The 21751-nt window shown below is 68.0% G+C and carries 19 protein-coding genes; 11 read left to right on the plus strand and 8 right to left on the minus strand.

Annotated features, from left to right (window positions below):
- Positions 1-109: 109 nt before the first annotated feature.
- Complete coding sequence (locus tag KTR9_RS19100) at positions 110-1330, plus strand: MFS transporter (RefSeq protein WP_044507085.1); 1221 nt, start codon at positions 110-112, stop codon at positions 1328-1330.
- On the opposite strand, the gene malQ is transcribed toward KTR9_RS19100, so the two are convergent.
- The 6 genes from malQ to KTR9_RS19130 form a co-directional block, all read right to left on the minus strand.
- Complete coding sequence (malQ, locus tag KTR9_RS19105; protein ID WP_014927739.1) at positions 1302-3434, minus strand: 4-alpha-glucanotransferase; 2133 nt, start codon at positions 3432-3434, stop codon at positions 1302-1304. The genes KTR9_RS19100 and malQ overlap by 29 nt on opposite strands.
- Positions 3435-3513: 79 nt before the next feature.
- Entirely contained in the window at positions 3514-4956 is a 1443-nt protein-coding gene (locus KTR9_RS19110; RefSeq protein WP_014927740.1) for an FAD-binding oxidoreductase, read from the minus strand.
- A complete protein-coding gene (locus KTR9_RS19115; protein ID WP_014927741.1) occupies positions 4937-5590 on the minus strand; it encodes an SDR family oxidoreductase in 654 nt (217 codons plus the stop codon). The genes KTR9_RS19110 and KTR9_RS19115 overlap by 20 nt, the downstream gene beginning before the upstream one ends.
- Positions 5591-5749: 159 nt before the next feature.
- Entirely contained in the window at positions 5750-6028 is a 279-nt protein-coding gene (locus tag KTR9_RS19120; RefSeq protein ID WP_010843911.1) for a GlsB/YeaQ/YmgE family stress response membrane protein, read from the minus strand.
- 180 nt (positions 6029-6208) lie between these two features.
- The gene (locus KTR9_RS19125; protein WP_010843910.1) at positions 6209-6661 is read right to left on the minus strand and encodes a lipoprotein LpqH; all 453 of its coding nucleotides are present in this window, start codon (positions 6659-6661) and stop codon (positions 6209-6211) included.
- A 58-nt stretch (positions 6662-6719) separates the two neighbouring features.
- Positions 6720-7640, minus strand: coding sequence for a ParA family protein (locus KTR9_RS19130; RefSeq protein WP_014927743.1), 921 nt, complete (start codon positions 7638-7640; stop codon positions 6720-6722).
- 388 nt (positions 7641-8028) lie between these two features.
- Here KTR9_RS19130 and KTR9_RS19135 point away from each other — a divergent pair, with 388 nt between their 5' ends.
- The 4 genes from KTR9_RS19135 (at position 8029) to KTR9_RS19150 (ending at position 12167) form a co-directional block, all read left to right on the plus strand.
- The gene (locus KTR9_RS19135; RefSeq protein WP_044507089.1) at positions 8029-8670 is read left to right on the plus strand and encodes a hypothetical protein; all 642 of its coding nucleotides are present in this window, start codon (positions 8029-8031) and stop codon (positions 8668-8670) included.
- Positions 8671-8741: 71 nt separating this feature from the next.
- Positions 8742-10577: a hypothetical protein gene (locus tag KTR9_RS19140; RefSeq protein ID WP_044507091.1), complete on the plus strand. Its 1836-nt coding sequence runs from the start codon at positions 8742-8744 to the stop codon at positions 10575-10577.
- Positions 10574-10843 carry a hypothetical protein gene (locus KTR9_RS19145; protein ID WP_014927746.1) on the plus strand — a complete coding sequence of 90 codons (270 nt, stop codon included), beginning with the start codon at positions 10574-10576 and terminating at the stop codon, positions 10841-10843. Before KTR9_RS19140 ends, KTR9_RS19145 begins: the two co-directional genes overlap by 4 nt.
- Entirely contained in the window at positions 10818-12167 is a 1350-nt protein-coding gene (locus tag KTR9_RS19150) for a hypothetical protein (protein ID WP_014927747.1), read from the plus strand. Before KTR9_RS19145 ends, KTR9_RS19150 begins: the two co-directional genes overlap by 26 nt.
- Before the next feature lie 9 nt (positions 12168-12176).
- On the opposite strand, the gene KTR9_RS19155 is transcribed toward KTR9_RS19150, so the two are convergent.
- Together KTR9_RS19155 and KTR9_RS19160 are read right to left on the minus strand one after the other, a co-directional pair.
- On the minus strand, positions 12177-12374 hold the full coding sequence (locus tag KTR9_RS19155; RefSeq protein WP_010843904.1) for a hypothetical protein: 198 nt from the start codon (positions 12372-12374) through the stop codon (positions 12177-12179).
- A 101-nt stretch (positions 12375-12475) separates the two neighbouring features.
- Positions 12476-12949 (minus strand): NUDIX hydrolase, encoded by a 474-nt coding sequence (locus KTR9_RS19160; RefSeq protein WP_035717939.1) that lies wholly within the window; start codon positions 12947-12949, stop codon positions 12476-12478.
- An 83-nt stretch (positions 12950-13032) separates the two neighbouring features.
- On the opposite strand from KTR9_RS19160, the gene KTR9_RS19165 reads away from it, so the two are divergent.
- The 6 genes from KTR9_RS19165 (at position 13033) to KTR9_RS19190 (ending at position 21724) form a co-directional block, all read left to right on the plus strand.
- On the plus strand, positions 13033-14229 hold the full coding sequence (locus KTR9_RS19165; RefSeq protein WP_044507093.1) for an aminotransferase class I/II-fold pyridoxal phosphate-dependent enzyme: 1197 nt from the start codon (positions 13033-13035) through the stop codon (positions 14227-14229).
- A gap of 14 nt (positions 14230-14243) precedes the next feature.
- Entirely contained in the window at positions 14244-15455 is a 1212-nt protein-coding gene (locus tag KTR9_RS19170; protein ID WP_014927751.1) for a serine hydrolase domain-containing protein, read from the plus strand.
- Between the two features lie 569 nt (positions 15456-16024).
- The gene (locus KTR9_RS19175) at positions 16025-17407 is read left to right on the plus strand and encodes an FAD-binding oxidoreductase (protein WP_014927752.1); all 1383 of its coding nucleotides are present in this window, start codon (positions 16025-16027) and stop codon (positions 17405-17407) included.
- 33 nt (positions 17408-17440) lie between these two features.
- A complete protein-coding gene (locus KTR9_RS19180) occupies positions 17441-18610 on the plus strand; it encodes a helix-turn-helix transcriptional regulator (RefSeq protein WP_014927753.1) in 1170 nt (389 codons plus the stop codon).
- Positions 18611-18774: 164 nt separating this feature from the next.
- Positions 18775-20412: an aromatic/alkene/methane monooxygenase hydroxylase/oxygenase subunit alpha gene (locus KTR9_RS19185; RefSeq protein WP_014927754.1), complete on the plus strand. Its 1638-nt coding sequence runs from the start codon at positions 18775-18777 to the stop codon at positions 20410-20412.
- Between the two features lie 271 nt (positions 20413-20683).
- Positions 20684-21724 carry a 2Fe-2S iron-sulfur cluster-binding protein gene (locus tag KTR9_RS19190; protein ID WP_010844610.1) on the plus strand — a complete coding sequence of 347 codons (1041 nt, stop codon included), beginning with the start codon at positions 20684-20686 and terminating at the stop codon, positions 21722-21724.
- Positions 21725-21751: the final 27 nt, after the last annotated feature.

Raw genomic sequence — 21751 nt, forward strand, 5'->3', positions numbered from 1 at the left:
CCGACACACCCCCAACTTGCTACACTGCGGAAGTTAACTGTTACCACCAGTAACCGTAACTCAGCACACAGCGCTGGACCAGGGCCGCGGCGGTAGCGTGTCGGCTGCCATGTCTGACCGTTCGAGTGTCCCCGCCTCCTCCTCCGCCCCTTTCGGTGCATCGTTCGCCGCGGCCGTCTACGCCTTCACGGTGATCATGCTGGGCACCACGCTGCCCACGCCGCTCTACGCGATCTACGGCGAGGAACTCGGCTTCGGCGTCACCACCACGACCGTGATCTTCGCCGTGTACGCGGCCGGGGTCATCGCCGCGCTGATCGGTTTCGGACGCTGGTCCGACGTCATCGGTCGCCGCAAGATGCTCATCGCCGGTGCGATCCTGTCGGCGGTCAGCGCCGTGGTGTTCCTGACCGCGGGCCCCGTCTGGCAGTTGCTGCTGGGCCGCGTGCTGTCCGGGCTGTCCGCCGGCATCTATGCCGGCGCCGCCACCACCGCCGTCATCGAACTCGCCCCGGCCTCGTGGCGGGGACGCGCGCCGGCGGTGGCGACCGCCGCCAACATCGGCGGCCTGGGCCTGGGTCCGCTGATCGCCGGCCTCCTCGCCGAGTACGCACCGGCCCCGCTGCACACCCCGTTCGTGCTCGATCTCGTCTTGCTGGTCCTCGTCTTCGTCGGCATCTGGCGACTCCCCGAGACCGTCGACGTCGTCCCGGGCGTCCGGCTGAGCGTGCAGAGACTGTCGGTGCCCGCCGACATCCGCGGCGTGTTCGTCCGGGCGTCGATCGCGGCCTTCGCCGGGTTCGCGGTGATGGGCACCTTCACCTCCGTGATGCCCTCCTTCGTCACGAACATCCTCGGTATCGACGACCACGCGTTCACCGGATTCCTGGTGTTCGTGCTGTTCGCGTCCTCGGCACTCACTCAGATCGTCATAGGTCGGATGCCCACCGAGCCGGCGCTGATCGCCGGCTGCGCCCTCCTCATCCTCGGAACGGGCCTGTCGATCCTGGGGCTGGTCGCCGCGTCGACCCCGGCGCTGCTCGGCGGCGCGGTGATCTGCGGTGTGGGGCAGGGCATGTCGTTCAGCAAGGGCCTGGCGTCGGTGGTCGCCGCGACGCCGGCCGGACGCAAGGCCGAGGTCACCTCGACCTACTTCGTCGTCGCCTACGTGGCGATCTCCATCCCGATCGTCGGCCAGGGGATCACCGCGCAGTACTGGGGTCTTCGGCCCGCCGGGATCGCCTTCAACATCGGAGTCGCCGTGCTGGCCCTCGTCGCGCTCGTGCTGACCATCGTGTCCGTCAGGAACCTGGCACGCCCGACTCGTTGAGCACCGACACCAGCCTGCGGAACCGCACGCTGCTGACGAGATCCTCGACGAGGACGACGTCGCCCTCGGTATTGGCCAGCGGGACACACCAGTTCGGATACTGGCTGCTGTCGGTGCCCGGCTGGTTCTGAATCCGCCGCTCCCCCACCGCGTCCACCAGAGCGACGCTCAGCAGCACCGACGGGGTCCGTGCGATCACCGCGTACAGGGCGTCGACGACCTTGGGATCTGTCAGCGGGGTGTCCCGGGAGAGCAGTCCGCGCTCGTAGGCCAGTTCGAGTACCGCATCGCGTTCGCGCGCGTCCCGGGCCCGCTCGGCGTCCTCACCGGAGGCGAGCAGGCCCAGCCGCGATCGCAGCGTGATGTGGTCGCCCGCCAGATATCCCACGGTCGGCGGCAGGTCGTGCGTCGTCACCGAGGTCAGGCACAGCTCGCGGTAGTCCTCGGGCGGGATTGCCGCGTCGGGTCCCTGTTCGAACCAGAGGATCGAGGTGCCGAGGATTCCGCGCTCGCGGAGCGAGTCCTGCACCGACGGCTCGAAGACCCCGAGATCCTCGCCGACGACGACCGCGTCGGCGCGTTGCGCCTCGAGCGCCAGGATGCCGATCAGTGCTTCGCTGTCGTAGTGCACGTAGGTCCCGTGAGCCGGACTGCTCCCGTCGGGAATCCACCAGAGCCGGAACAGTCCGAGGATGTGGTCGACGCGCACACCTCCCGCATGTCGCAGGACGGTGCGGATCATGTCGCGGTACGGCTCGTACCCGGCCTCGGCGAGGCGCCGGGGATGCCACGGCGGCTGGTCCCAGTCCTGTCCCTGCTGGTTGAAGCCGTCGGGCGGCGCTCCCACGGTCGCCCCGGAGGCGAGCACGTCGCCCAGCGCCCACGCGTCGGCGCTGTGCCGTGCGACACCCACCGCGAGATCGGCCATCACGCCGATCCCCATGCCCGCGGAGCGCGCCGCATGCGCGGCGGTGGCGAGCTGTTCGTCGCAGATCCACTGCAGCCACATGTAGAAGTCGATGCGCCTGGCCAGCTTTCGGCGCTTCTTCTTCATGTACGCGCGGTCGAGGAACTTTCCGTGCCAGCGCGGGTCGTCGGCGTCGTAGCGTTCGGCGAGTGCGCACCACGTCGCGAAACGCTTGAGGCCCTTGCCCTCCCGACGCCGAAAGTCGCGGTAGGCGCTTGCACGCGCGGGTACGAGCGGGACGCCGTAGATCAGTTCGAGCGCCTCCATCTTGGCGCGGAAGGACTTGTTGCGCCGGATCTTGTCGGTCGCGGTGTTCTCGGTGAGGAAACTGCGACCCAGCGCCTTGACCCACTTGCGCTGCGACTTCGACAGCCCGTCCAGTTCGGGGATGTCGGTGATCCGGATATAGAGCGGATTGACGAAGCGCCTCGTCACCGGCAGATACGGGGACGCCTCGATCGGCGCCTGCGGCTGGGCCGCATGCAGCGGATTGACCTGGACGAAGTCGGCGCCGTACGCGCTCGCGGCCACCTCGCAGATGCCGGCGAGATCCGCGAAGTCGCCCACGCCCCACGAATCCGCCGATCGGATCGAGTACAGCTGCGCGGCGAGTCCCCACCGTTTGCGGCCGATCAACCGGTCCGCGGTGTGCAGGCGACGCGGCGTGACGATCAGCGGCGCACTCGACGCCGACGAGTCGTCGAGGTCGAGTGCCTTGATCTGGTGATACCCGGGCGGCAGGTCATCGGGCACGGCGAACGTCGCGCGGCCGACGAGGGCGTCGTCGACCTCGCGCGGTTCGACCCAGACGTCGAGCTGTGGAGCCGCGACGTCCTCGCCGGTCTCGCTGACGATCCACACCTTCACCAGATGACCGTGCGGGACGTGGACGGCGAACGTGGCGCCCGAGCCCTCGGTCACGACCGTCACCGCCGGGACGAACTCGCGCCACGGCTGTTCGTCGATCTCGCGGATCGACTCCTCGATCTCCTCGGGCGACCCCGCGGGCACCTCGAGCGCCCGCAGGACCGCGACCAGTGTCTCGGGGTCCACGTCGTGACGCTTCTCGCCCCAGCCGACGTAGCTGGTGGCGACGCCGTAGCGGTGAGCGAGTGCGGTCAACCGATCGAGGTTCACATCAGCCACCCGTGCATGATCGCAGCATTTCCACGCGCTCGCCGTGCGCGCCGCGCGGTTCCCGCCCGAGGCACGGCGCTCACCCGAACAACACCCCCGGATTCAGCAGACCCCGCGGGTCGAGCGCCGCCTTGATCGCCCGCATGGTCGCGAGGTCGGTGGCGTCGCGACCGAGGTGCGTCCAGGCCACTTTCGCGCGCCCGATTCCGTGCTCGGCACTGATGCTGCCCCCGTTGGCGGCCACGATCCCGAACACGGAGTCGGTCACCGCGGTCACGTGCTCGGGCGGAACGTCGAGCAGGTTGACGTGGATGTTGCCGTCCCCGACGTGCCCGAAGAGGATTGGCCGGCAAGGGAATGCGCCGTCCGCACCGACTCGGGACAGTTCCGCGAACGCCTCGGGCAGGGCTCTGATGGGCACCGAGATGTCGAGCTTGACGACCGGCGTCGAACTCGACCGGGCGATGGCCTCGGTGTGGCCTTCGCGGGCGGCCCAGAGCGCGCGGGCCGGAGCCGGTTCCAGGACGGCGTCGACGATCCCGGGGGTGGCGGCGAGGAGTTCGGCTGCCGCCGACTCGATGTCACCGGTCCCCGACAGCTCCACGAGCACGTAGTAGGGGCCCGGCGTGGTGGTCGGTCGCCGGTGCCCGTGGTCGGAGACGAGTGCGACACCCGCTTCGGTCATCAGTTCGGCGGCTTCGACGGTCAGCCCCGCCGACGACGCGGCCCCGATCAGGTCGATGGCGTTCTCGACCCGCTCGACCGACGCGACCGCGACCGTGGCGGCCGTCGGCGGCGTGACGAGCCTGAACAGGACGCGGGTGATCACCGCCAGGGTTCCTTCGCTGCCGGCGAGCAGGGACGGCAGGTCGTATCCCACGTTGTCCTTGACCAGCGAGGTCCACCGGCGGAGGACTCTGCCGTCGGCGAGGACCGCCTCGATCCCGAGGATCTGCGACCTCGCGTTGCCCCGGCGGATCATCCGCGTCCCACCGGCATTGGTCGCCACGACCCCGCCCGCGGTCGCGCTCTGGCGCGAGGCGAGGTCGATGCCGAAGGAGAGACCGGACTCCCCCGCACGCCGGTCGATGGACTCGACGGTCGCGCCCGCCTGGACGCCGACGCACCGGCCCACGGTGTCCACCTCGTCGATGTCGGTCATCCGCACCGTCGACAGCACGATCCGCGGATCGCTCGCGCCGCCACCGGGCGGCGGGACGGAACCGCCGACGAGCCCGGTGTTACCGCCCTGCACGCAGATCCGGATGCCCGAGCGGTCGCATTCGGCGATCACGCGCGAGACCTCGCCGGTGGTGCGGGGCCGGACGACCGCGTCGGCCTCACCGCGGTACCGGCCGGTCCAGTCGGTCAGGAAGCCCGCCGTCGCGTCGGCGTCGGTCAGGACATTCGCATCGCCGACGATCTCGCGAAGGGAGGTCAGGACGCCGGAGATGTCCGCCGGACGTCCCGGACCGGAACCGATCCCAGGAGTACCGACGTCCTCACGATCGCGGGAAGGCATCGAGGATCGGGGTGTCGCCGTCGTTGAACTCGATCACCTCGTGCACGGCGGCGGGATGGTCGAGGACGGCCGCCGCCACCTGGGCGACGTTGTCACGGCTCACCTCGTCCCCCTCGACCCGATCGCCACCCAGAGTGATACTGCCGGTCCCGGTTTCGTCGGTCAGCCGGCTGGGTCCGAGGATCGTCCACCGGAGCTCGGTGGACTTCAGATACGTGTCCGCGGCCGCCTTCGCCTCGGCATAGGCGTGGAACGAATTGTCTTCGGGCACGCCATGGTCGGGGCCCGCGCCGAAGTAGGACACCATCACGTAGCGGTGCACCCCCGCGCGGACGGCGGCGTCCATGGACCGGATCGCGGCATCACGATCGACGGAGTACGTCCGTGCCGGATCCCCGCCGCCGGCGCCCGCGGTCCACACCACCGCGTCGTGGCCGGAGATCGCGGTGGCGATCCCGGTGGTGTCGAGCGTCTCGACGTCGGCGACCACGGGCACGGCGCCGGTGTCCGCGACGTCCTCGGCGTGTTCGGGGTTCCTGATGATCGAGGTCACCTCGTCACCGCGGGCGGTCAGTATCCGGGCCAGCCGCAGTGCGATCTTGCCGTGTCCGCCGATGATCGCCACTCGAGTCACTGGATGCTCACTTTCGGTTGCTCACTTGTGCGGTCGCCATGTCCTCGTACCCAATCCAACGTACGCACATGCACCGGGCACCGACACGACTCCGCCCCGGCGCCGGCGTTCCGAGGGAACGCGGGCCGGGGCGGAGTCGAGCGGTGGGTCCGAGTGACCTCAGACGCGGGTGTGTCCGCGCCGCCCGGTCACCAGCTTGACGAGGAACAGCAGGATGCACGCACCCGCCAGACAGGTGATGAAGCTGAAGATCCAACCGGCACCTTCCACGTCGACCCCGAACAGGGTCAGCAGCCAGCCGCCGAGGAGCCCGCCGATGACACCGACCACGATGTTGAGGATGATCCCCTGCTGTGCATCGGTCTTCATGATCTTGCTGGCGATCCAGCCGGCCAATCCGCCGATGATGATCCACGCGATGATGCCAATTCCCAGCATTACTGCCTCCTGAGGTCGTCGTTGATCCGATGAGCGAATCATCCGATCGCAAGATCGTTCGATCTGCTACATCCGTCAACGTACCCAGAACGGCGACGCTCAAACCGGCACCGAGAGAAACGTGTACACATCGAGACCGGTCCTGTCACCGGATCGAGACCCGGCACCGGGGAATCCTTCTCAGGGGCAGGTCACCTTGATCTCGTAGGACTTGGTGACCGGTTCGGTCGGGTTGGCGAGATCGACACCGGATGCCTCGCCGGTCACCGTGTAGGTGTCGCCGTCCTTGGTGACGTCTGCACTGCCGCCGCCTGCGCCTTTCTGGTAGCCCAGGGTGACTCCGTCGAGTGAGCCGAGACCCACGGACTCGACCTCGGGGGAATCGCCCGACGTCAGCACGACCCCGATACCCGAGGCCCCCGAGCCCGCACCGATCCCGATCGTCACCTTGCCGGCGGCGTCCGTGCACCCGACCGTCTTGTCCGCCAGTTCCAGTTCCTGACCGTCGACGGTCACCGTCGCCTCCGCGTCGGTGCCTGCCGATGCCGAGTCCGAGTCGTCGGAACCGCACGCGGTGAGGGCGACGGCCAGTGCCGCGGCGCCGAGAACCGAAGTGATGTGGACTTTACGCATGGTGGGAACCCCTTGAGGAGGAATCGAGACGCCGCCCGGTCGGTCGGCTGAGACGAATTTAGACGCTTGAGCTGGGCTTCGGCGTCAGTTGATCGAATGGGACGCGGGAACTCGGGAGGGTCGCGGAGAGTTTGGCGCCGGCCTCGACCATGACCGCGCGAGTGAGGTCGCGGAGCTGTTCGTAGTGTCCGTGGTAACCGTATTTCGCGTGCAGGCTGGGCCAGGACGTGAAGTCGGCTGCCGCGCCGATCGCATTGCCCTCGTGCACATAGGTCGGCAGGACGTTCTGGATCGTGGCATCCCGCCGCAGTCGCCGCACCGTGTCCTGATGGAGAGCCGACGACGCCCGGTACTTGCTGATGACGACCCCCAGTTCGACGATGTCGCGTCCCAGTTCGGCGCCGAAATCCGCGACCTGACGCTGGATGTGCGGAATCGCATAGGTGGACAGCACATCCGGGATGGTCGGGATCAGATAGCCGGCGGCCATCGCCAATCCGTTGAGGCTGAACGGTCCGACATTGGGCGGACAGTCGATGAGGATGTAGTCGTAATTCCCGGCGATCGGTTCCAGCGCGCTCCGCAGGACCTCCACGGCCGCCAGGTGGTCGTCGGCGGTGACCCGATGGGCGCTCAGCTCCTCGGCCAGCTCGATGAGGTCCAGCGAGGACGGCAGCAGGTCGATTCCGGTGAGTCCACTCACGGTCGAGACATCGCGTTGCACGCTGCCCTCGAGATCGAAGGTCCGGGTGCCGTCGAGCACATCGGCGAACAGCGTGGCGACGGTCTGACGCCTGGCGTTGCACGCGAGCCAACGCTCCTGGCCGATCGTCATGGTCGTCAGATTGGTCTGCGCGTCCAGGTCGACGAGCAGGACCTTCTTGCCGAAGACACCGGCGAGGAAGTCGGCGAGGCCCCCGGTGAGCGTGGTCTTCCCGACCCCGCCCTTGAGGCTGATGGTCGCGATCACCGTCGGCATGGTGTCCCCGGTCTGTTCGGTCGTCCTGGGTCGCGAGTCAGATTACCGACCCCGTGCCGAGGCCACCGGGTGTTCGCTCCCGCGCCATCCGACGTCGACGTACCCGCAACGTGCGAAATAGACGACCATCTCGATGTACACCCTCATTCTGCGGGTATTCCGATGATCTGTAACAATGATTCGGTGAGCATTGACCGGCGATATCCATGAAATGGGTCGGCCGATTCAGAAGCACAGTGAGAAACTCACTCGACACACATTCATGAGAATTCGCCGAAATGCGATATCCCGCGAACACCGACGACCATGCATCTCGATTGTCTCGACCGAGATCATCCCGCACGTTGAGCTCGGCCCGGGCTCAGAACCCACGCGAAAGGACAACCGCATGAGTATCCGAGTCCGAAAGGTCACCGCCGGCCTGGCGGTCTGCGCCGCGGCGGCGATCGGCGCCGCCCACACACCCGATGCCGCGGCCGCGCCGACCGACGTCACCGCAACAGCGTCCGCAGCCGGGAACACGGTCACCCTGACGGTCACGAACAAGGCCGCGAAACGCATCGGCTGCGAGATCGTCGGCGTCCCGGCGGGCGGCGCCCCGACGAACGTCGTCTTCGGGTACCAGACCCCCGAGGAGCTCGGCGCGCTCATCACCCCCGGGTCGTCGAAGTCGTTGCCGCTGCGAATTTCTCAGGGCACGCCACCCGCCCCCACCGGATCGACGACGATCCCGGACGGCACCTACGACATCTACTGGGGCTGCACCACGATCACGTTGCCGCCGGGCACGGGCGCCACCGAGGAGTTCTGGGGCACGAACCCGCCCCTGACCGGCATGACCCCGACGGTCGCCGCACCGATCCGGGTGACGGTGCCGGGCGGCGCAGCAACACCCCCGGCCCCGGGTCCCGATGCACCGGCGACTCCCGGTCAGCCGATCATCCCCGGACTGCCGGCCATCCCCGGACTCCCCGAGATCGAGTTGCCGGAAGAGATCTGCACGACCTCGTCCTGCGTTCCCACCGGCTGACCCGCCCGGCGTGACCGCCGGTTTGGGCATAGCACTTCCGGTACCCGGGTGCGGTTGTGCATACTTCGACCATGTCAACAACCGATGTCACGCCTCTCCATCTCGCCGCCGAAGGCGGCGGGGCGGCTCTCGACCAGGTCTTCCTGATGTCCGCGGTGGCCGCGGTCGTGTCGATCGGTCTGCTCTGGATCGGTTACCTGCACCGCACTCGTAAGATCACCTGGCTGACCACGCTGTCGGAGTGGGCCGGGCGCCGCGTGAACCGCCCGCCGTGGGCTGCCCTGCCGATCTTCCTGTTCACCAGCACGATCATCTGCGCGCTGTTCGGCTTTCTCTGGGACGTCAGCCTGCACATCGGCGACGGCCGCGACGAGGGGCCGCTCGCGAACCCCGCGCACTACTTCATCCTGGTGGGCCTGTTCCTGCTGTTCATCTCCGGCATGCTGTCGGTGTTCCTGCCGTTCGACAGACCCGGCCGCTCGGCGATCCGGATCACCCGCAACTGGTACGCCCCGGTCGGTGGAATCCTGTTGGCCGGCTGCGGTTTCTACGCGCTGCTCGGATTCCCGCTCGACGACGTCTGGCACCGGATCTTCGGCCAGGACGTCACGCTGTGGGGCCCGACGCACCTCATGCTGATCGGTGGTGCGGGTCTGTCGCTCATCGCTGTCGTGATCCTCGACCGTGAGGGCCGGGCCGCCATGGGCCCCGATGCGCCGCAGGACGGACGGAGTCAGTGGCTCGTCCGCTGCCTGGCGTTCGGCGGCCTGGTGATCGGCATGTCGGTGTTCCAGATCGAATACGACTTCGGCGTCGAGCAGTTCCGCCTCGTCCTGCAGCCCATGATGATCGCCGGTGCCGGGGCGTTCGCCCTCGTCGCCGCCCGGATCAGCCTCGGGCCGGGTGCGGCACTCGTCGCGGCGGTGTTCGCGATCCTGTTGCGCGGGGTCGTCGCCGTCGTCGTCGGACCGGCTCTGGGCGCCCCGATCAACGTGTTCCCGCTCTACCTGGGCGCGGCGGTGGTCGTCGAACTGCTTGCGCTGACCCCGCTGCTCAAGCGCCGGGTGCTCTTCGGCGCGGTGGCCGGTCTGGGCGTCGCGACTCTCGGACTCTGGATCGAGTCCTGGTGGATCGCCGCGGCCTATCCGTTCCCGTGGGTCACCGGCATGTGGGGCGAGGCACTGATGATGGCCGTCCCGGTGGGCGTCGTCGCCGGTCTGTGCGGCGGAATGCTCGGCATCGTCAGCGTCGGCGAGCGACTCCCTCGCCGTTGGATCAGCGTCACCGCCGTCGTGCTCTCGGTGCTGGTGATCGGCGGCGCCGTCGCCAACGGACTGCGGGTTTCCGTCCCCGCGGACACCAGTGCACGCATCGTCCTGACCCCGGCCGGCCCGAACGCGGCGGCCGACCAGAACGTCACGGCCGAGGTCTTCCTCGAGCCCACCGATGCGCTCAGCGACGACCCCGAGTGGGTCACGTTGATGTCCTGGCAGGGCGGGATCGACAACGACCGCGGCATCGTCATCGACCAGCTCGAGCGCGTGGGTCCCAACCGGTTCCGGTCCACCGAACCGATGCCGGTGTCGGGTTCGTGGAAGACCATCCTGCGCGTGCAGGACGGGACCACCATGGCCGGCGTCCCGGTGTACCTGCCGGCGGACCCCGCCATCGGTGCGGAAGGTGAACCCGCGCAGCAATCGTCGACGAAACCGTTCGTCGCCGAGATCTCGATCCTGCAGCGCGAGCGCACCTTCGACTACCCGTCGTGGCTGTTCGGCGCCGCGTCCCTGGTGGTGCTCGTGTGTTCACTCCTGCTCATCGCCGCGCTGTCCTGGGGAGCCGGCCGGGTGAACGCGCGTGAGGCGACCTCGGGCGCGCGGAAGCCAGAACTCCAGCCGCAGCCGTGATCGGTTCCGCGGCCGGCCCCGCCGTCCACCACCTCGCAACGCATCCACTCGTGCTGGCCCTGCCGGCGGTGATCCCCGCGTTCCTGGTGGTGGGTGTCATCGTCACGATCGCGATCATCGACCGCCGCCGCGGGGACGACGACGGCACCGACAGCAACACCGACGACGCACCCGACGACACCGCTGCCGATCGCGCCACCCACCCCGAGCCCACCGCTCCCCCGACCCGGAACGAGGCCGATGACCCCGCCCGCGAGGCCGACTGACGCTCTGCTCGCCCACGGGCTGGGTGGTTCGGAGTACCTGCCGGTTCCGCTGACCGCGGTGTTGATCGGCGGCGCCTGGGCGTTGACGATCTCGTTCGCGGTCATCGCCTTAGCCTGGCGCACACCACGTTACGGGCGACCGGACGCCGGTCGAGAGCTGCCACCATGGGTGACGAAGACCGTCGACAACCGCTGGGTTCGCGGCGTGATCAGCGGCCTCGCCGTGGTTCTCACGGTGTGGCTGATCGTGTCCGCCTTCGGGCCCGACACCGACGACAATCCCCTGCCCGGCGCATTCTATGTGCTGCTCTGGGTCGGAATGACCGTGCTGTCGGCGCTTCTCGGACCGGTCTGGCGACTGCTGTCGCCGGTCCGGACCGTTCTGCGGGTGGTCCGGAAGGTCGCCGGCCCACGAGTCGTCGGGCTCACGGATTATCCGCGCCGGCTGGGGTGGTGGCCTGCGGCGGCGGGCCTGTTCGCCTTCGTCTGGCTGGAACTGGCGTCCCCCGACCCGAGTTCGGTGTCGTCGGTGCGGATCTGGCTGATCTGCTACCTGGTGATCACGCTCGCCGGTGGCGTCGTCTACGGGCTGCGCTGGACAACGGACGCGGACCCGTTCGCGGTGTACAGCACAGTGGCGTCACGACTCTCGCCATTCGCCCGGAACAGCGAGGGCCGGGTGATCGCGCGGAGTCCGATGAACTCGCTGCCCACGTTGCCGGTGCTCCCGGGCACCGTGACGGTCCTCGCTATCCTGCTCGGCTCCACCGCATTCGACAGTTTCTCGGCGATCCCGCTGTGGCAGGACCTCGTCGCCGAGGGAGCCGACGGCAGCCGGACGATCGCCACGTTGTACGCGACCGCCGGTCTGCTGGTGTTCGTCGGTGTCGTCGCGGTGACGTTCTGGACGGCCGCCCGCGCGGTGGGCGGCGTGCAACCGGACCTCCGACGCCGCCTGCCGGGACTGATGGCGCACTCGCTCGTCCCGATCGTGATCGGCTACATCCTCGCGCACTACCTGCAGTCGCTGGTCGAGCAAGGCCAGGAGGCCGTCCTCGCGCTGGGCGACCCGCTGGGACGGGGCTGGAATGTGTTGTGGCTCAGCGATGCCCACCCGGTCTACGTGATGTCGGATCATCCGACCGTCACCGTGACACTCAAGGTGGCGTTCGTGCTCGGCGGACACCTGCTCGGAGTCGCCGCGGCGCACGACGCGTCGTTGCGGCTCCTACCCCGCCGGCACCAGTTGACCGGACAGCTCACCATGATGGTGACGATGGTCAGCTACACGTTCCTCGGCCTGTACCTGCTGTTCGGGGGATAGGGCCGAGGTTCAGTAGGCGGTCGGCGGCGTGCCCTTCTTGTTCGAACGGAACAGCATGTAGCCGCCGTAGAGGGCGAGTGCGATGAGAGCGATCCAGAAGAGTCCCTCGAGTAGCGGGCCGAGGACGGCCAGCGCGATCAGCGCGACCGCGATGACTCCCAGGACCTTCCAGAAGGTCATGCCGGTGGTGTTCGTCGATGTGCTCATGGGCCCAGTCTGCGCTCGCCGAAGACGGAAAGCGATGGTCGGCGGCACTTCTGGGGCGAACTTCAGGGACTTCCCTGAGGGAGCCCCTACCGGTGGAACCCCTACCGCGCGAACCAGGCCTCGGCGTTGCCGCTGAGCGCCTTCTCGATGCGCAGCGCGGACGTGTCGGTCAGATCCGACGGCAGTTCATCGGGTGCGAACCACGCGACGTCGGAGTTCTCGTCGTCGGCGGGCCGGGCATCGCCGTCGACGTACCGCGCGAGGAAGCAGACGTCGAGATAGCGGGTCTGGTCGCCGTTCGGGTAGGTGATCAGCGGAGTGACGTCGATACTGGTCAGTCGGACGATCTCGGCGGTGACCGCGGTCTCCTCGCGTACCTCGCGCAGGGCGGCCCGCGCCGGTTCCTCACCCGGTTCGAGGACGCCGGACACGACGGCCCACTGCCCGTTGTCGACGCGCCGGGTCAGCAGCACCCGCCCGGAGTCGTCGAGGACGACGACGCTGACGCCGGACAGCCAGAGTTCGCGGTGACCGACCTGTGCTCGCAGATCGCGGATGAATTCGGGGATGGGCACCCCCACATCCTGCCCGTCGAGGTCGGAGATCGCCGGGTGGTGCGGGTCGGACCGCGAATTCCGCGCCGCGCACAATGTGACGCATGAGGATCTCTCGACGCGCCGCAGGGATCGCACCGTTCCAGGCGATGGAGTTCGCGAAACGGGCCGCCGAACTCGAGGCGGCCGGTCATTCCGTCGTGAAACTGAACATCGGCGAGCCCGACTTCGGGGCGCCGCCTGCGGTCCTCGCCGCGGCCCGCGAGGCGACCGGGCGGTCGCTGGCGTACACCGGCGCCCTCGGACTACCGGAATTGCGCGAGGCCATCGCGGACTTCTACGGCCACCATTTCGAGGCCCCGGTGGACCCGGCGCGGGTGGCGGTCACCGCGGGCGCGTCGGCGGCACTCCTGATGGCCTGCGCGGCACTGATCGACCCGGGCGACGAGGTCCTCATCGGCGACCCGTCCTATCCGTGCAACCGCCAGTTCGCACACGCCTTCGGCGCGCAGGTGAGGCTCCTGCCCACGACCCCCGCCAACCGGTTCCAGCTCACCACCGCCGAGGTCGACGAGGCGTGGACGGACTCCACCCGCGGGGTCATCGTGGCCACGCCGTCGAACCCCACCGGCACGTCGATGCCCTACGAAGAACTAGTGGCGATGTGCGACCTGGCTGCCGCGCGGGACGGATGGTCGATCGTCGACGAGATCTACCTCGGCCTGTCCGATCCCGCCGCGGACGGGAGGCCGCCGCGCAGCGTCCTGGCCACCGAGTCGCCAGGGATCGCCCAGACCGTGGTGGTCAACAGCTTCTCCAAGTACTTCGGGATGACCGGGTGGCGGCTGGGATGGTGCATCGTCCCCGACGAACTGGTGGGAGTGCTGGAACGGCTGGCGCAGAACTTCTACGTGTGCCCACCGACACCGTCGCAGTACGCGGCGATGGCGTGCTTCACCCCGGACTCGCTCGCGGTCGCCGAACACAACCGCCGCGAGTTCACGCGGCGCAGGCAACTCGTCGTCGACGGACTCGCCGACATCGGTCTCGATGTGCCGGTCATCCCCGACGGCGCGTTCTACGTCTATCTCGACGTCAGCTCCACCGGGTTGACGTCGACCGAGTTCTGCGACCGGGCGCTCGCCGAAGCCCACGTCGCCATGACCCCGGGCAATGACTTCGGGGTCGCGGCCGCGGACCGATACGTCCGGCTGTCCTACGCCGCATCCACCGATGACCTGTCCCTCGCCCTCGAACGGCTTCGCACGTTCGTCGGCGCCGGTCGCGAACCACGTCGATGAGGAGAATCCGTCACATGAACACCCGACCCCCGGGCACCGTCCGTTCCGACCTCCTCGCCGAGGCGGTGGGTCCGATCCTGGCGGCGCGCACCGAGGGCGATCCGCGGGTCCCGGGTGTGGTCGCGGGCGTGACGACCGACGAGGAGACGGTGTTCCTGGGCGCGGCCGGCGTACGTGCCCTCGACGACCCACAGCCGATGACCGTCGACTCGGTGTTCGCACTGTTCTCCGCGACCAAGGCGGTCACCGCGACGGTGGCGCTGCAGCTCGTCGAGGACGGGGACCTCGACCTCCACGCACCGGCGCGTTCCTATGTACCGGACATCGGCGAGCTGCAGGTGATCGAGGGCTTCGACGACGATGGCCGGCCCCGTCTCCGCCCGCCGGCGTCCGATGTCACGACACACCAGTTGCTCACGCACACCGCCGGTTTCGGCTACGACTTCTTCAACGAGACCTACCGCCGACTGACCTCGGACCACGGCGTGCCCGCCGTCGCCACGGCGACCGGGGCGTCACTGCGAACCCCCCTGCTGTTCGATCCCGGCACGAACTGGGAGTACGGCTCCGGCCTGGACTGGGTCGGACAGGTCATCGAGGCCGTCGCCGGGCGTCGACTCCGCGAGGTCATGCACGAGCGGGTCCTCGCCCCACTCGGCATGTCCGACACCGGATTCGCGCTCTCCGACGACGCCCGGAGCAGACGTGCCGTCCTCCACATGCGCAAGCGGGGCGAGCTCGTGCCCAACCACCGGTGGGAACAGCCCGCCGACCCCGAGATCGACATGGGCGGGCAGGGCCTCTGGTCGACGGTCCCCGACTATCTGACGTTCCTGCGGATGTGGTTGCGCGGCGGCCGATCCGACGGCGGCGAGCAGATCCTGCGCCCCGACACCGTCGAGCTCGCGCTACGCAATCAGATCGGGGACCTCGCCGTCAGACGACTCCCCGGCGTGATACTGCCGTTGAGTCACGACGTCGAATTCTTCCCCGGCACACCGAAATCGTGGTCGTACCCGTTCATGATCAACGATGCCGACGCGCCTACCGGGCGCCCGGCCGGGTCCCAGTCGTGGGCCGGGCTGGCCAACCTCTACTACTGGATCGATCCCCACACCCGGCTCGGCGGCTTCTGGGCGACGCAGATCTTCCCGTTCTTCGATCCTGCGTCGGTCGACGGATACCTCGACTTCGAAGCCGCCACGTACCGGGCCCTGACGGACTGACCTCGCGGGGTGACCGTTGACCGTGATGAACTCCAGTCACATTCGTTGTCGGAAAATGTGGTGAACAGTGGTGATTCTGGGTTCGCTCGAACTGGTGGGGAATCGCTTCTGGGGCAAGTCTGTGGCCAGTCGGACGTGAGAGACAGTTACCGGTTTGGGAGTCACGTCACCAAGTGGCTTCGACTCGGCTCCTCGCTTCGCTCGGTGCCGGCTCAACCAGCGGGGGGTCGGGTGCCGGCTCAACCAGCGGGGGGTCGGGCGCGGGCTCAACCACCAGCGGGGGGTCGAACACCGCGTCAACCAGCGGGAGTTCGACGGCAGCTCACCAGCGGGGGTCGCTTCGCTCGGTACCGGCTCAATCAGCGGGGTCGGGTCGACTGACCGCCGCCCCCCCAGAATTCTGGGACGCTCGCGGGCCCAGAACTCTGGCGCGCGGATTTCCCGCGTTCGAGGGATGGCGGGAACAAAAGGGGCTCAGCCATTCTGAGTCCCATGGAGCAGCCGGTCCCGGCGCTCCACCGACACACGCACAGCGTTCATCCGCACGTCCCGATCCCGAAGGAATCATCGTGTCCATCACCTCCGAACCCATCGACTCCACCGACTTCGACGCCCTGCTGTCCGCGGTCGCCGGCCCTGTCCTCACCGCGACCGACGAGGGCTACACGGGCGAACTGTCCGGCTTCAACCTCGCGGCGATCCCGGCGGCCGACGTGGTCGTCGGTGCGACGAATGCCGCCGACGTCGCCGCCGCCGTGCGGTACGCGCGCTCCAACGGATTGCGTGTCAGCGCGCGGGCCACCGGGCACGGTTCGCCCATCGAGGGCCGCGGCACGGTGGTCGTCACCACCTCTCGGATGACCGAGATCAGCGTCGACCCGGTCACCAGGACCGCTCGCGTCGGCGCCGGCGTGCGGTGGCGCGACGTGGCCGCGGCGACCGCGCCACACGGCCTCACCGGGCTCGTCGGCTCCTCGTCGTCGGTGGGCGTCGTCGGGTACACGCTCGGCGGTGGCCTGAGTCCCCTCGGTCGGCAATTCGGTTACGCCGCCGACCATGTCCGGTCGATCGAGCTCGTCACGGCCGACGGAATCGTCCGCACGGTCGACGCGTCCGCGGGTTCGGACCTGTTCTGGGCACTGCTCGGCGGACGCGACGGCTTCGGCATCGTCACCGCACTCGAGTTCGAATTGTTCGATCTGCCCACGGTCTACGGCGGCGGGATCTTCTTCGCCGGTTCGTCGGCGGGCGACGTCCTGCATGCGTGGCGTGAGTGGGCACCGACCCTGCCCGAGGAGGCCGGCACCTCGGTGGCCATCCTCCGGCTTCCGCCGGACCCCAACCTGCCCCCGCCCCTGCAGGGCCAACTCGCCGTCCACGTGCGTTACACGCACACCGGCGACCCGGCCACCGCGGCCGCGCTGCTGGCGCCGATGCGATCGGCGGGGCCGGTCCTGCTCGAGAACGTCGACGTCCTGCCGACCGCCGCGCTCGACGCGGTGCACATGGACCCGCCCGGCCCGATGCCGAGCGCTGAACGCGGCTGCCTGCTCACCGGTTTCCCGGCGTCGGCCGTGGACGCATTGCTCGCGGTCGCCGGCCCCCAGGTGGCGAGCCCGCTGGCCATCGTCGAGATCCGACTCCTCGGCGGCCGGTTGCGGGCGCCGCAACGAGTGCCCAACGCCGTCGTCGGTCGCGAGGGCGCGTTCTCCGTCATCGCCATCGGCGTGCCCGCGGGCCCGTTGGGTGACCAGGTCGGGGAGCATCTCGCCGCCGTGAACGAGGCGCTTGCCGCCCACTCGTGCGGAGCTCTGCTGAACTTCTCCGGGCGGACCGCCGCCGAACGCGACGCGCTCTGGTCGGCAGACCAGCGAACCCGGTTGGAGACCATCCGCCGGCGGCACGATCCGACCGGCGTCCTCCGACCGGGCGACCCCACTATTGTGGGATAGACATCCGCCGCAGCTCACGGCCACAATTGGCGGATGACATCGAGTCTGACCGCCGAGCGTGTGCGTCGCGACATCGAGGTCGTGGCCCACGCCGGCCTCGGTCTCGACGACTTCTTCGCCGAAACCGTCGCGTCGCTGCGCCGCGCGGTGCCGGTCGACGCGGTCTGCATCGGCACCTTCGATCCCAACACCGTGCTGCTCACCAGCGCCCGCAAATACGGTTCGCTTCTCGGCGAGGATCACCGGGATCCGGACTGGGGGCTCCTCGAATACGGGCAGGTCGAGCCGTCGGCGTTCCGGGAGATGGTTTCCGCCAAGCGTGACGCGGTCGGACTCAATCTGCTCAACCGGGGCGCAACCGAACGGTCGAACCGGATGTCGCAGTTGATGATTCCCGCATACTGCTTCCACGACGAGGCCCGGCTCGTGTTGCGGGACGGCGATCGGGCGTGGGCCGGGATCGCGATGTTCCGCAGCGGCGCGGGGTGCCGGCCGTTCGATGCGGACGAGGTCGCCTTCCTGGGATCGCTCTCCCGCACCCTCGCCTACGGCGTACGCGTGGGGTTGTTGAGCAGTGTGGTGAGCGGGCCCGAGCGAAGCGGACCGAGCGTGTCACCGGCGGCGGGTCACGGCCCGGCGGTGCTCATCATCGACCGCAACAACGAGATCGTCCAGATGAGTGCCGGGAGCCAGGAACGCATCGCCGACCTCGCGTCCGGCCCGAACGGCGCGGCGGTGATGAACCCGATCTACGGCCTGATCGGGGCCGCACGCCGCTACGGCTCGGGTGAGTCCACCGTTCCGCCGCGTCTGCGGGTGCGGGGCGCCTCGGGCATGTGGCTCGTCATCCACGCATCTCCCCTGTCGTCGGCCGACGGCCGTGTGGGCGAGGTCGTGGTGACGATCGAGGAAGCGCGTCCGCCCGAGATCATCCCGCTGGTCGTCGAGGCGTTCGGACTCACCGCCCGCGAGCGTGACGTCACCCAAATGGTGCTGCAGAGTGTGGCCACCAAGGACATCGCCACCGCCCTGCACGTGTCGGCCTACACGGTGCAGGATCACCTGAAATCCATCTTCGACAAGGCCGGCGTCCGCAGCAGACGCGAACTGATCGCGCGGATCTACTTCGACCAGTACGCCCAGCGCCTCAACGATCCGCTGTTGCCGTCCGGGTCGTTCGCGTCCTCCGACAGCGAGCGGTAGCAGCCCCTCCCCACTCCGGACCCGTCCCGTGCACACCGCACGTGGCGGCTTCTTTTCGTCGTCTCACAGTGAGACGTTTGTAATCCACGTCACAGGGTTGTATCGAAGGCGCTCCAGTCCATGCGGGCCGGCAATCCGCCGGCTCTCCACCGAGGAGGCGCACTTTGAGCAGGCAGAGCTTGACAAAAGCCCATGCGAAGATCACCGAGTTGTCCTGGGAGCCCACCTTCGCCACCCCGGCCACCCGGTTCGGTACCGACTACACCTTCGAGAAGGCCCCCAAAAAGGACCCGCTCAAGCAGATCATGCGGTCGTACTTCCCGATGGAGGAAGAGAAGGACAATCGCGTGTACGGCGCCATGGACGGCGCCATCCGCGGCAACATGTTCCGCCAGGTGCAGGAACGCTGGCTGGAATGGCAGAAGCTGTTCCTGTCGATCATCCCGTTCCCCGAGATCTCCGCGGCTCGCGCGATGCCGATGGCCATCGACGCCGTCCCCAATCCCGAGATCCACAACGGCCTGGCCGTGCAGATGATCGACGAGGTTCGTCACTCGACGATCCAGATGAACCTCAAGAAGCTGTACATGAACAACTACATCGACCCGGCCGGCTTCGACATCACCGAGAAGGCGTTCGCCAACAACTACGCCGGCACCATCGGTCGCCAGTTCGGCGAGGGTTTCATCACCGGCGACGCCATCACCGCGGCCAACATCTACTTGACCGTCGTCGCCGAAACAGCCTTCACCAACACTCTTTTCGTCGCCATGCCCGACGAGGCCGCCGCCAATGGCGACTATCTGCTGCCCACCGTGTTCCACTCCGTCCAGTCCGACGAGTCGCGACACATCTCCAACGGCTACTCGATCCTGCTCATGGCACTCGCCGACGAGCGCAATCGTCCGCTGCTGGAGCGGGACCTGCGCTACGCGTGGTGGAACAACCACTGTGTCGTCGACGCGGCCATCGGCACCTTCATCGAGTACGGCACCAAGGACCGTCGCAAGGACCGCGAGAGCTACGCCGAGATGTGGCGTCGTTGGATCTACGACGACTACTACCGCAGTTACCTTCTGCCGCTGGAGAAGTACGGGCTCACCATCCCGCACGACCTCGTCGAAGAGGCGTGGAACCGGATCACCAACAAGCACTACGTGCATGAGGTCGCCCGCTTCTTCGCCACCGGTTGGCCGGTCAACTACTGGCGCATCGACGCCATGACCGACAAGGACTTCGAGTGGTTCGAGGAGAAGTACCCAGGCTGGTACAACAAGTTCGGCAAGTGGTGGGAGAACTACAACCGTCTCGCCTACCCCGGCCGCAACAAGCCGATCGCCTTCGAAGAGGTGGGCTACGAGTACCCGCACCGGTGCTGGACCTGCATGGTCCCGGCACTCATCCGCGAGGACATGGTGGTCGACAAGGTCGACGGCCAGTGGCGGACCTATTGTTCCGAGACCTGTCACTGGACCGACGCGGTCGCCTTCCGCGGTGAGTACGAGGGCCGCGAGACACCGAACATGGGCCGTCTCACCGGGTTCCGCGAATGGGAGACCCTGCACCACGGCAAGGATCTCGCCGACATCATCGAGGACCTGGGATACGTCCGCGACGACGGCAAGACCCTGATCCCGCAGCCGCACCTCGACCTGGACCCGAAGAAGATGTGGACACTCGACGACGTTCGGGGCAACGTCTTCAACAGCCCGAACGTGCTGCTCAACGAGATGTCCGACGAGGAACGGGACGCCCACATCGCGGCCTACCGCGCCAACACCAACGGGGCCGTACCGGCCTGAGTCGCGTCGACCCTTCGTGACGCGCTCTCCGCAAGCTCCGAGCGCTCCTCAGGGAGCGGGTGGATGTCCCGCACGCTCCGAGCGCTCCTCAGGGAGCGAGTGGATGTCCCGCACGCTCCGAGCGCTCCTCAGGGAGCGGAAGGGGACGCGCTCTCCGCAAGCTCCGAGCGCTCCTCAGGGAGCGAGTGGATGTCCCGCAAGCCATTCACTGCTCCCTGAGGAGCGGAGCGTCACGAAGGGTCCTCGCACCCGAGTTCGAACTGGAGACACCGTGGCCGATACACATCGCATCAACTTCGCCCCCGTCGACATTGAGATGGAGGTGGGCGAGGACGAGACCATTCTCGACGCCGCATTCCGGCAGGGAATCCATCTCATGCACGGGTGCCGGGAGGGCCGGTGCTCGGCGTGCAAGTCCTACATGCTCGACGGCGACGTCCAGATGGACGACTACTCGACCTTCGCCTGCAACGACGCCGAGGAAGCCGAGGGTTACGTCCTGCTCTGCCGCACCTACGCCTACAGCGACTGCGACATCGAGTTGCTGAACTTCGACGAGGACGAGTTGCTGGGCGGGGCACCGATTCAAGACGTGCGCACCCGCGTCGCGGCAGTCGAATCAATGACCAAGGACATCGTGTCCCTACGGCTGGACGTCGTCGAACCGGCGACCTTCGAGTTCAAACCCGGCCAGTACGTGGACCTCTCGATTCCCGGAACGCAGGAGAAGCGGTCGTTCTCGATCGCCACCACACAATCGACCCCGGACAAACTCGAGTTCCTCATCAAGAAGTATCCGGGCGGCGTGTTCGCCGGCATGCTCGAGAGCGGACTCGAACCGGGCACCGAGATCATGGTCAACGGTCCGTACGGGTCGTGCACCCTCCGTAGCGGGCATGTGCTCCCGCTCGTCTGCATCGGAGGCGGCGCCGGGATGGCACCGCTGCTCTCCCTCCTCCGCCACATCAGCGAATCCGGGATCCAACGTCCGGTGCGCTTCTACTACGGCGCCCGCACCGCGGCCGATCTCTTCTGCCTCGACGAGATCGCCTCTCTCGGTGAGAAGATCGCCGACTTCGGGTTCACCGCATGCTTGTCCGAGTCCGCCGCCGACGCACCCGCAGGCGTCTCGGTGGCCGAGGGCAACGTCACCGACATCGTCAACGGATGCGAATCCGACCTGTCCCGAACGGAGGTGTACTTCTGCGGACCCCCGCCCATGGTCGACGCGGCGTTGGCTCTCGCCGAACAACATTCGGTGCCGCGTGACCAGATCTTCTACGACAGTTTCACCAGCCCGGCATTCGACTAGTCCACCCCACCCCGACAGCCGCCGAAA

Source organism: Gordonia sp. KTR9 (genome assembly GCF_000143885.2).
Taxonomy (GTDB): domain Bacteria; phylum Actinomycetota; class Actinomycetes; order Mycobacteriales; family Mycobacteriaceae; genus Gordonia.